Below are 10,889 nucleotides of genomic sequence, written 5' to 3'. Positions count from 1 at the left end.
GTCGGGTTCGTAGGCGCCGGAGGTGCCGGCCGCCAGCCTGCGGTAGACCTCCAACGCCTGCTCGGCGGCGGTCAGGGCCTCCGCGCGGCGCCCCGCCTCCGACAACCGTTTGCCGAGGTTGGACAGGGAGCGGGCGAGGTCGGGTTCGTAGGCGCCGGAGGTGCCGGCCGCCAGCCTGCGGTAGACCTCCAACGCCTGCTCGGCGGCGGTCAGGGCCTCCGCGCGGCGCCCCGCCACCGACAGGTGGAAGCCGAGGTTGGACAGCGAGCGGGCGAGGTCGGGTTCGTAGGCGGCAGAGGTGCCAGCCGCCAGCCTGCGGCAGATCTCCAGCGCCTGCCGCTCGGCGGTCAGGGCCTCCGCGTGGCGCCCTGCCACCGCCAACCGGTTGCCGAGGTTGGACAACGAGGCGGCGAGGTCGGGTTCGTAGGCGCCGGAGTCGCCGGCCGCCAGCCTGCGGTAGATCTCCAACGCCTGCTCGGTGGCGGTCAGGGCCTCCGCGTGGCGCCCCGCCTCCGACAGGTGGTTGCCGAGGTTGGACAGGGAGCGGGCGAGGTCGGGTTCGTAGGCGCCGGAGGTGCCGGCCGCCAGCCTGCGGTAGACCTCCAACGCCTGCTCGGCGGCGGTCAGGGCCTCCGCGCGGCGCCCCGCCACCGCCAACCGGACGCCGAGGTTGGACAACGAGGCGGCGAGGTCGGGTTCGTAGGCGGCAGAGTTGCCAGCCGCCAGCCTGCGCCGGATCTCCACTGCCTGCTCGGCGGCGGTCAGGGCCTCCGCGTGGCGCCCCGCCACCGCCAACCGGACGCCGAGGTTGGACAGCGAGGCGGCGAGGTCGGGCTCGTGGGCGCCGGAGTTGCCAGCCGCCAGCCTGCGGTAGACCTCCACTGCCTGCTCGGCGGCGGTCAGGGCCTCCGCGCGGCGCCCCACGTCCGCCAACCGGACGCCGAGGTTGGACAGCGAGGTGGCGAGGTCGGGTTCGTAGGCGGCGGGGTCGAGGGCGGCGAGTTGCCGGTTGGCTTGGGTGACTGCGGTGGTGAGTTTCAGGGCGAGGGGTGCTGTGACGCGGGAGGGGTACGGGAGCGCGACGGTGGTGCTCTGGAGGGCCTGGTAGGCGAGGGGGGTGGTGTCCAGGGCCGTGTCGAGGGTGTGGAGGGCGCGGTCGCTGTTGGTGGTGCGGCCGGTGTTGTAGTGGGCGATGGCGGCGCGGGCCAGGACGGTGACGGTCTGTGCCTGCTGCGTGGGGGAGCCCGCTGCGAGGAGGGCGGGCAGCGTGATGGCGCCGTCTTCGAGGACGCGGGAGGCGTGGTACTCGGCGACGCGGTCGGGTTGGAGGGAGCCCCAGTAGCGGTTGCCGTCGGCGGGGTACAGCGTGGCCAGCCAGTTCGCGGCGGATGCCGTCTGGTGGCCGGGCAGGCCGGGCAGGGTGGTGATCACTTGGACTGCTTCGTCCCGGGTTCCGGCCCCGCACAGTGCGGCGACCGCGACGGCGGCGCCCAGGGTGGAGGCGTCCAGGTCGAGTTTGTGGGCGGGCGCCTTCGCGCTGGCCTCCCAGAAGCGGTCCTCGTGTTTGAGGAGGGTGCGCTCCGGCGGGGTGCCGGGGGCCGCGTCGACGGGTCGCGGTCCGTGCTGCAGGAGGTCGACCAGGGCGGTCATCTGCAGGGTGAGGACGTTGTCATAGCGGTGGTCGTGCAGGTCTGCGGGGGGCCTGAGCTCGGCGGCGAGGGACTGCCAGTCGTGCGCGGGCAGGGTGGGGACCAGTGGCAGGAGGCGGGCGAGGTCGCCGGCGGCGCCGTGAAAGGCGTCCCGCCGGTCCCGGGCGGGCCGACTGGTGGGGATGAGTGGGGCAAGGGGGATGACGGGGGCTTCTTCGAGGAGGTCCCGTACGGCGGGAATCGCTTGGAGGGAGCCGGTGCGCCATTCGCCGTCGGAGCGGGCGAGCAGCAGCAGCCGCACCCGGTGGCGGGAGCGGCACAGGTGGGTGACCAGGCGGCGGAGGAGGCGGGGGCGGGTTTCGGCGTAGTCGACGACCAGGAGCAGGGGTAAGGCGGTGTTCAGGGTCGTGAAGTCGGGCGGGGTGCCGTCTGGGGTGGGGTCGTCGGTGAGGTCGGAGCGCAGGTGTCCGGTGACCCAGCCGTGCCAGCCGAGGGTGTCGGTCAGGTGGCGGGCGAGGCGGGTCTTGCCCTGTCCGCCGGGCCCGGTCATGACCCGTACTGAGATGGAGGGCGGGCTGCTTTCGCACCACGCGTGCAGGTCGGCGAGTTCGGTGTCGCGGCCGTGGAAGGCGACGGCCTCGGTGTCGGCGCGGAGCAGCGCGGCAGGTGAGCGGAAGTTGCGGTCGACCGTGGCGGGGGTGAGCAGTGCAGCGGGTTCGATGGGTTCGAGGACGGGTTCCCAGCCGGTGTGCTGGGTGATGAGGGCGCGGAAGACGTCGTCGGTGAGGAGGCTGGCGGCGGTGGTGGCGGTCAGGCGGGTGCCGCCGTCGGCGAGTCGGTCGCGGCGTACGACGCCGCACAGCAGGTCGCCGCCGTAGCCGTCGTCGGCGAGGACGGTGGCGCCCGACATGCCCGACCAGCGGCTCTTGCCGGTGGCTTTGGTGCTGGGAGTGGGGTCGCTGCTGGAGATCTCGTAGCGGCCGGCCAGGGCGCCGGTGCCCGGGGCGATGCTGCCGGTCAGCTGCTCGTCCAGGCGCCGGTCGCCCGCGGCGTCCTTCTGCATGAGGGGAAAGCCGGTCGCGGTGACCGGGTGGGGGCGGTTGCCGATGATCAGGCCGTACCGCTGGGGAGGCCGGGTGAGCAGGTCCCGCAGGGACTGCGGTACCTGCCAGCCCTCGTCCTGGATCTCGATCAGCGCCGCGTCGATGGTGTCGCCCTTGCTCTGCCAGCGCACGATCGCGGGATACTCCCGCTCGCCGGCGTCCGGCAGGCTCACGCGCACCGGATCCAAGGCGGCCGGGTCCAGGTCGTCCAGGACGTGGGCGGCGGTCAGCACGAGACGCGGGGCGACCAGGTACCCCGACCCGAGCCCCCTCGGCCGCTTCCCGTCCTTCAGCCGGTCCCCCCGGATCTGCACCCGGATCTGCACCCGACGGTCGAACTCCACCAGACCTCCCCCGCTTCCCCTGGACCCCGTCCCGTACGCACCGGGAGGGGCTACTCCACGTCGCGGATGTCCACGTCTCCGCCGTCCGGCCGGTGCGGGGTCAGCTTCACCGTCAGCTTGTGGGTGTGTTTCGTGGCGCTCTCCTTCTTCCCGCTGAGGCTGACCACGCTCCACCTCAGCCCGCCGTTGACGCCCTTGGTTCCGGTCAGCTCGAGCCCGAGCTCCACCGTGATCTCCCCCAGCGTGAACAGCACCCCCTTGTCGCCGCCCTCCGCGGGGTCCGCGAGTCGGCTCTGGGCCTCGGCGATCTGCTCCCGCAGCAGCGTGACCGCGTCCGCCAGGTCCATCCACTGCCCATCCGCACCGTACGTGTCGGACATCGTCCTCCCCCTTCTCACCGCCCAGGCACTCCCCGGGCCCGGATCCAACGGTTCTCTCCCGTAAAGGGACTGGCCAAACCGCGCCGGCACAATCCCAGGGTCCCACCGACGCACCCGCCCGGAGGAAGAAGGCGGCAAGCCCGTATCGGCCCCGCTCACACCACCCAACGGACCCAAGCATGCCGAAGCCGCCCCGTGCCGGGCTCACTCGTCGGTGCCGTCATCGTCGTCGAGATCGATGTCGTCCGGATCGCGCAGTGGCCGCAAGCCGTCGACCGGCTGGGAGGAGTTGAAGCTGTAGCGGCCCAGGACGTTCACATTCTTGTGCTTGAGCGGGGACAGCCGGGCCACGTCCTCATCCCTGATCTCGTGCCCCTCGGCGCGGAGCTGGGCGACGGCGGCGTCGATGTACCGCGTCGTCCACAGAACGACCGCATTCAAAACGAGGCCGAGCGCGCCGAGCTGGTCTTCCATCCCGTCCCGGTATGCCTGGTGGATGGTGCCCTTCTTGCCGTGGCAGATCTCGCGGGCCAGCTTGTGGCGGGACTCCTGGACGGTGAGCTGCTTGTGCATCTGGCGCCGGTAGGTGTCGTCCATGGGGTCGACGACGGCGAGCAGGTGCAGGGTCTTGGCGATCCGCCCGTACTCGACGAACGCCTGCCCCAAGGGCGTGGGGTGGCCTTCACGGCCGAACATCCGCAGCAGGTCGTAGGCGCGGACCTGGTTGGTGACCAGGGAACCGGCGACCCGGAGCATGTCCGGCCAGTGCGTGATCACCTTGTTCAGGTTGACCCGGTTGCGGGCCAGCACCTCCAGCGGCCCGTACGAACCCGTCTCCACTCCGGGCAGGGACGCGCGCCAGAACCGCTGATCATCCAGGTCCTTGAACCGGGGGCTGAAGTTGTAGCCCAGGATCTTGAAGATGCCGAACACGATGTCGGAGTACGAGGCGTTGTCGGTGGCCACCATCTCCGGCTTCACCCCGCCGTCCAGGTTCAGCAGCGCGTCCAGGATGTGCAGGGAGTCGCGCGGGGTGCCCGGCACGACCATCTGCCCGATCCCGGCGACCTGGTCGTTGACGGCGTTGAGCCAGGTGATGCCGCGCTTGAACCCGAAGTACTTCGGGGACGGGGCGGCGCTGATGGTGCGGACGGGGACGACGAACCGCAGTCCGTCGACCGAGGCCAGCAGCCCGTCGCCCCAGTACCGCACGATCGGCACCTTTGACTGGGCGGCGATCAGCGCGGCGTTCGCCGCGGCGATGGTGTCGGCGCGCAGGTAGAACTGGTCGACGTGCACCAGCCGGGAACGGTGAAGCGCCTCGTGGCCGGGGTTGGTGACCGGGGTCAGGCCGATGTTGCACGCCTCCGAGACCAGGAGGGCCACCAGGGAGGTGGTCAGGTCCTTCATGCGGGTAGTTCCGTCGCCCAGGTGCACGAAGGCGTCCAGGAACCCGGTCCAGCCGTGGACCTCGAACAACAGCTCCGGCAGGTCGATCTTCGGGAGCATCTTCTCGACCCGGCCCCGCAGCCAGGCCAGCGACTTCGGCTCGCCGAGCGCGCCGAGCTTGGACACGTTCAGCTTCGCCCTCCCTCCCGGCGGGACCTCGATGGTGACCTTCGTGTCCGGCCCGGCCGCCTCCAGCCGCTGCGCCATCTGCTTCCACGCCACATCCAGCGCTGTCACCAGCGCGGTCAGGTGCTCCTCGACCGGCATGTCCAGGCTCAGCCCGGCCAGGACGTCCTCCCGCACCGCCTCCCACTCGGTGCCGTCCAGCAGCCGGGCGCGCGGATCGGACCAGCGGTGCGAGGGAGCGGCGAACACGTCCCGGCGCGCAAGCGCGCGGTGCAGCTGCTCCAGCACGCACACCACGTACGCGTCCCGGTCCACCGCCCCCTGCGGCAGGTCGGCGTTCGCGTACACGGCCTTGCGCCACGCGGCCGGCACCAGCTTGTCGTCGACCTCGCGCGGCAGCAGCGGCTTGTCCTTCACCCGCCGCCGCGCCAGCGCCGGCAGCCGCCGCACCCCGGCCAGCACCCGCTTCCCGCCGGTCGCCGCGTCCAGCGCCTTCGACTCGCCCAGCAGCGCCAGGAACGGCCGCACCGTGTTGTACCGGGTCGCCAGCGCCGCCCTCATCGCCACCGCCGCCGAGTCCTCGTCCTCTGGCACCAGCGAGACCACCAGCGCCGCCGCGCTCATCACCACCGCCCGCGGGGCGACCTCCTCCACCGCCCGCCACAACGCGGCCGCGTCCAGGTCCGTGCCGTGGCTCTCGACCAGCTCCAGCTCCTCGAACAGCACCTTCGCCGCCCGCGCCAGGGTCCGTGACGCCTTCTCCAGCTGCGGCAGCGTCGACAGCCGTTCCTTGTCCGTCGCCCGCTTCGCCGTGCTGATCAGCCGCGTCGCCATCAGCACCGAGAACAGGTCCAGCGCCTCGTCGATCGCCTTCGCCTCAAGGTGGCGCATCACCGCGGTCAGCATCGCCGTGCGCTTGGGCTCCGCCGCCCGCTCCAGGCTCGCGGCCTTGGACCCCAGCCCGTACCGGGCCAAAGCGGCGAGCCGGTTCGGCGGGATCCGCGACAGCTTCAACCGGCCCAGCTGGAACGCACCGATCTCATCGACCCGCTCCAGCGACCGGGCGAACGCGGTGCCCGTCGTCCGGGTCGGCGGCCGGCGCAGCCGCTCCAGCTCCGAGTACCGCCCGCCCTCCGGCACGGACAGGGTCGCCACCAGGTCCGCCGGCAGCGCCGGATCCGCGCGCCGGGCCGCCCTGGCCACGGTGGCGTGCAGCCGCATCTCCGCGATGCGGCGGACCTCGGACACCTGCCGGGCCAGCACCGACACCCCGGGCAGCAGCACGCGGTTCCTCCGCAGCCAGCCCACCGCCTGGTTGAACAGCGCGACCGGCCCCTCCGCGTGCGTCCACGCCCGGCCGTGCAGGAACGTACGGAACTTCCGCCCCCACTCCGGATCGTCGTACGGGTGGTAGCCGTAGGCGTCCCGGATCTCCCACGCGTGTTCGTACGCCGTCTTGGGCCGCTCGGTGTACCGCTTCACACACGACGGGTCCTCGATACCGAGCTGCGCGGTCAGATGCTCGACCACCGGCCACGGCACCACCAGGGGATCCTCCAGGAACAGCCCCACATAGCGGACCGTGCACATCTGAAGCGCGAAGCCCAGCTGATGATGGGTCGTACGCCGCAGCGCGATCAGATCCCGGTCGACGTCGTCCAGGAAGAAGAACCGCTCCAGCTCAGGTCTCGTCGGCTCCTCGGCGAACTTCCCGTACGCCTCGGCCTGATCATCAGTTAAGAACTCCACCGGCATGACGCGGACCGTAGCCAGCCCCCGCCCAAGATCGACGATCTTTCACCGAACCCCAGCACTGAAGACGATCACTGTGCTAGCCGACCATGATCAATCTCAGCGCCAACGGCTGTACCGATGTTCCCCAAGGCCGCAGTCCCAGCCCCACCCGAACGCCGAGATGCGGTAGGGCCTGCCCTGCGCGCGACCCCCAGGGACCAAGATCAAGTGCTTAACGCCAACGGCTGTACGGATGGTCCCCAAGGCCGGTGCAGGCGCAACTCATGGAAGTCAGGGAGTACCTGGAAGGCGGATTGCAGTCCGCGACGGTCAGCTACTGGGGTCCCGCTGCCTTGCTTGTCGGGGTGATCGTCGGCTTCTGCGGAAACCTCGTCACGCTCGGCTGAGTGTCAGGGGGGTGCCGACCGAGCAGGCCCGGACCCCTCATACGGCGTGGCGGCAGGGGGATCACTCGCAGCCGTGCGAGTGAGGCGCCGTCCGCCCGCGGCTCATGCCGGGGCCTTGTGCGGTCGCAGACGGGCGGGCAAGCCCTGACTACACGTCCTCGGTTGGTTCGATCCAGACGAGCCCGGCGGTGGCAAGTCGCTGAATCCCGGCGCGTACCTCCTCTTCGTCGTACCGGCCGTGGAAGTTCATCTCCTTCACGACGGCGTCAAGGTCGGGCTGGAGCATGTGGAGCATCTGGCAGACCTTGACGTAGATGCCGAGGTCGGACAGCGAGATATGCGCGGAAAGCGCCTTGGCCGAGACGACCACCGGCAGTTGGTCGTAGTCGTGGGTGTTGATCGTGAATCGCTCGGACATCGTGGGCTCCTGATGGCTGGAACGGGGCTTCGGCGGTGGCGCGATCGGCCAGACGGCCCGCGGTCGCGGTACCGCCTGCGGACAGGGACACCGCTGCAAGCTCGGGGACTCGGCCGCGAGCCGCGCCCGCAGGCGGGCGGGCCCGTGGCGATCTCCGCTGCCGATAAGGCCTTCCAGACCACAGGCTGCCAGACCTGGAAGAGGGCCGGCTGACGGCAGCTACCGCACCCCTCCCCGCCTGCGCGGCCGCACGAGTGAGGCGCCGAGGGCGGCATCGCCCACAGTCGGTGAGAAACGGCGGCGGCGCGATGGCCCGCCCGGGACAATCGGCGAACGATCACGTCACGCCTGGGGGACCCATGCAGGAACTTCGCTTCGACGACACCCGGTACACCGTCGCGGCCGACAGCGAACAGACCTGGTTGCGACGGGCGCTGGGTGGCCATGAGCTGGGATTCCAGCTCGCCATCGGGGTGTCGCCGTTCGCCCAGGCAGGAAGGATCCTCGCCCTGGAGGCGGACTTGTTCGGCTTCGGCACGACACCCGGACTGAGGTCCCGGCTTGGCCGAACCACGGTGAACTTGGCGTACACCCCAGCGGTGACAATTCACCGCGTGACCCTGTCGTTCCTGCTGACGTCGCTGCAGGTCCATGCGATCGAGGAGGGCCGCGTCGGCGACATCCGGTTCGAGGTCGACCTGAACGCCACCCTGCCGCAGGCCGACGGGTACCCGGGATGCGCACAGGACACGGTGCACATCGGCATCGCGAAGAGCCGGTGGGAGGAGCAGGTCGTACAGCTGGGGTCATCCGCGTCGTTCGAGATGGCCGTGCCGTATCCGCTCGGGGACCCGGAGCGGGCCGAAGTCGGACGGACGCTGCGGGACGCGCAGCGCCTGCTGACCGGTGGGCAGGTCCGGGCGGCCATCCTGGAAGTCAGGCGGGCTCTGGAGTGGCTCCGGTTGAATGTGGACTGGGACAACCCCGGGTCGAAGAAGGCCGCGAACCAATGCAACCAGACCGAGCGATGGTGGCGGATCCAGGACGCCCTCTACGGGCAAACGTCCGGCGCGCTGCACAACGATGCCGTCACGAAGGACTTCGCCTACGACCGGGCCGAGGCTGAGACGCTCTTGGCGATGACCGCCGCATTGCTGCGCAACATGCCCATGAAGATCGCCGAGTAGCAGCCCACTCCACGAAAAGAGGCCCGCGGCTCATGCCGGGGCCTCATCTTCCGTGGAGTCGGTCAGCTCGCGACGATCTCCGCCTCCTGGACGGGGTCCTTGAGCTTCTTCCGGTCGTTGAGCCACCGGCCGACCGTCCGGAGGGCCTTGACGGACCTCTCGGCGGAATCGTGGTCGAGTGGGGGCGTCTCCTCCATGTCGAGGGCGCCCAGGGCGATCACGAGCTTCTCGGCGGTCTCGGCCGCGTCCGCCAGTACCTTGTTCACCTCGCGGCGCCGCTGCTCCTCCGAGGGTGGCAGGGTCGTGGAAGTCTGAGGGACGCCCCAGTCGACGCGGGCAGCCTCGATGCCAGCCGCCGTCAACTTGCGGCCCTTCTTCTCGGCTTCCTGGACCGCATCCGCCAGGACCTCGCGCGTGGCTTTCTCGCCGGCCTCGTTCCACACGGGCACAAGCTTGAGCGCCTGCGACTTGGACAGCTTGAGGGCCACGCTGCGGGGCTCCGCAGCCTCCGCGGTCTCCTCGACAGCCTCCGCGGCCTCTTCCGTGGGCGTCTCGACTCCGACGCTGGCGTCGGGAGCCGTTCGCGGCTTCGGGGGCTCAATTCCCTTGCGGTTGCTGGTGTCCGGAATTCCGGACATCGCGATCCGGATGGGCGCGGTGTCCATCAGCTCGTACAGCGTGGACCTCTTGTAGCCCCAGCGGGTCTCGCCGTAGTTCTCGATCGTTCCGAACTTCGCGACGTGCAGTTCGAGGCTGCGGATGGCGTTCAGCGTGAACCCGATCTCGACCTCGGCTCTGAACCTGGCGTCGCGCACGTTGTCGGCGAGCGTGTTCTGCGCCGCCTCGATCGCTCCTTCGAGGAGGGCGAGCCGCTCCTCGTCGGTACCGGTGAGGGTGTCCAGATCGAGGAGCTTCGGGGCGAAGGGGTCGGCAGCCGGCTTCGGCTTGTCGTCCAGGATCGCGTCGGTGCGGGTCGCTACCGCGGAGCTGACGGGCTGCGCTGCGACTTGGGCGAACATGCCAGAGATCGACATCAGGCTGCGTGTCCTTCCACGAGGACACCGGCGCCCTGGTCGTAGTCCTGGACGGTGGTGGCGTTCGGGCTGAACTCCCGCAGTGCCTGCTGCTTCATCTGGGCTTTGCCGATGTCCACGCAGGTCCGTGCCGGGATGATCAGCGCGTCCGGGAACGCCTTGGCCATCTCGGCGCCGATCTCCCGGGCGAGGGAGGACCGCTCGAAGTCCGTAAGGACGATGGCAGCGACCCGGAGGTCTCGGTTCATCCGGCTCTGAACCCGGTGGATGGTCGTGTAGAGCGCCACGGCGCCCTTGATGTCGAGGGCGCTGGCGGCCTGGACGGGGATGACGACGTCGTGGGCGGCGACGAGGCCGGCCACGGACAGCAGACCCAGGCTCGGGCCCGAGTCGATGATCGTCACGTCGAAGTCGTCCTCGACCTCGCGCAGGTGGTAGCGCAGGCAGGTCTCAGCGCCGGTCGGGACTTCCTTCTCCACCGTGGCCAGGTCCGGGAGGGACGGCACCACGAACAGCCCCTCGTACCGGGTGGGCCAGGTGGCCTGGGCGAGGGTGCACCGCTCGTAGTAGACGTCGGTGAGGGTGTAGCGGTCGGCCTCGGCGACGTCGTCCGGGTAGATCGCGGGCACCCACGCGGTCAGCGACGCGTCCTGCGGGTCGGCGTTCACGATCCGGACCCGCTTGCCTCGGGCGACCATGGCCAGGCCCAGTTCCAAGCTCGTGATCGTCTTGCCGACGCCGCCTTTCTGGTTGGCGACGGCGATCACGTACGGCCTGTCGGGGCGCGGCCGGAAGGTGGCCGGCACAACGGCGGCCGCCTTCCACTGGTGATAGCCGGAGAGGGTGTCCCACTCGGTGACGATGTCCAGGAAGGCCAGGTCGTCGCGGAGCCTTCGGACCGGTACGGTCTGCTCTTGTGTTTCCTTCACAGCCCGCACCGTAGCGGGTGAAGCACGCAACGCCCCCCACCCTGTGACGGGTCGGGGGCGTTCTTCATACTGGCACTTCTTTTCCCCGTCTTCCGTCCCGGGTGAACGCCGTTTTCCCTTGCGGCACTT

The 10,889-nt window shown here is 70.3% G+C and carries 8 protein-coding genes; 2 read left to right on the top strand and 6 right to left on the bottom strand.

Annotation, left to right across the window (positions count from 1 at the left end):
- From ACIQV3_RS36090 to ACIQV3_RS36080, 3 genes are all read right to left on the bottom strand, one after another.
- A partial coding sequence (locus ACIQV3_RS36090; protein WP_403720271.1) for a tetratricopeptide repeat protein occupies positions 1-3,096 on the bottom strand: 3,096 nt, incomplete at its 3' end.
- 50 nt (positions 3,097-3,146) lie between these two features.
- Positions 3,147-3,476, bottom strand: coding sequence for a trypco2 family protein (locus tag ACIQV3_RS36085; RefSeq protein WP_403720268.1), 330 nt, complete (start codon positions 3,474-3,476; stop codon positions 3,147-3,149).
- Positions 3,477-3,680: 204 nt separating this feature from the next.
- Complete coding sequence (locus ACIQV3_RS36080) at positions 3,681-6,806, bottom strand: Tn3 family transposase (RefSeq protein WP_403720263.1); 3,126 nt, start codon at positions 6,804-6,806, stop codon at positions 3,681-3,683.
- Between the two features lie 263 nt (positions 6,807-7,069).
- On the opposite strand from ACIQV3_RS36080, the gene ACIQV3_RS36075 reads away from it, so the two are divergent.
- A complete protein-coding gene (locus tag ACIQV3_RS36075; protein ID WP_403720260.1) occupies positions 7,070-7,192 on the top strand; it encodes a hypothetical protein in 123 nt (40 codons plus the stop codon).
- 148 nt (positions 7,193-7,340) lie between these two features.
- On the opposite strand, the gene ACIQV3_RS36070 is transcribed toward ACIQV3_RS36075, so the two are convergent.
- Positions 7,341-7,610, bottom strand: coding sequence for a hypothetical protein (locus ACIQV3_RS36070; RefSeq protein WP_403720257.1), 270 nt, complete (start codon positions 7,608-7,610; stop codon positions 7,341-7,343).
- 359 nt (positions 7,611-7,969) lie between these two features.
- Between ACIQV3_RS36070 and ACIQV3_RS36065 the strand changes: the two genes are divergently transcribed.
- Complete coding sequence (locus ACIQV3_RS36065) at positions 7,970-8,797, top strand: hypothetical protein (RefSeq protein ID WP_403720255.1); 828 nt, start codon at positions 7,970-7,972, stop codon at positions 8,795-8,797.
- Between the two features lie 62 nt (positions 8,798-8,859).
- Here the strand turns inward: ACIQV3_RS36065 and ACIQV3_RS36060 are convergent, their stop codons facing one another.
- A complete protein-coding gene (locus ACIQV3_RS36060; protein ID WP_403720253.1) occupies positions 8,860-9,831 on the bottom strand; it encodes a hypothetical protein in 972 nt (323 codons plus the stop codon).
- Entirely contained in the window at positions 9,831-10,760 is a 930-nt protein-coding gene (locus ACIQV3_RS36055) for a ParA family protein (protein WP_403720251.1), read from the bottom strand. Before ACIQV3_RS36055 ends, ACIQV3_RS36060 begins: the two co-directional genes overlap by 1 nt.
- Positions 10,761-10,889: the final 129 nt, after the last annotated feature.

Source organism: Streptomyces sp. NPDC099050, assembly GCF_044759865.1.
GTDB lineage: Bacteria > Actinomycetota > Actinomycetes > Streptomycetales > Streptomycetaceae > Streptomyces.
The sequence above is the reverse complement of the archived record's forward strand: the minus strand, read 5'-3'. Positions and strand labels throughout refer to the sequence as shown.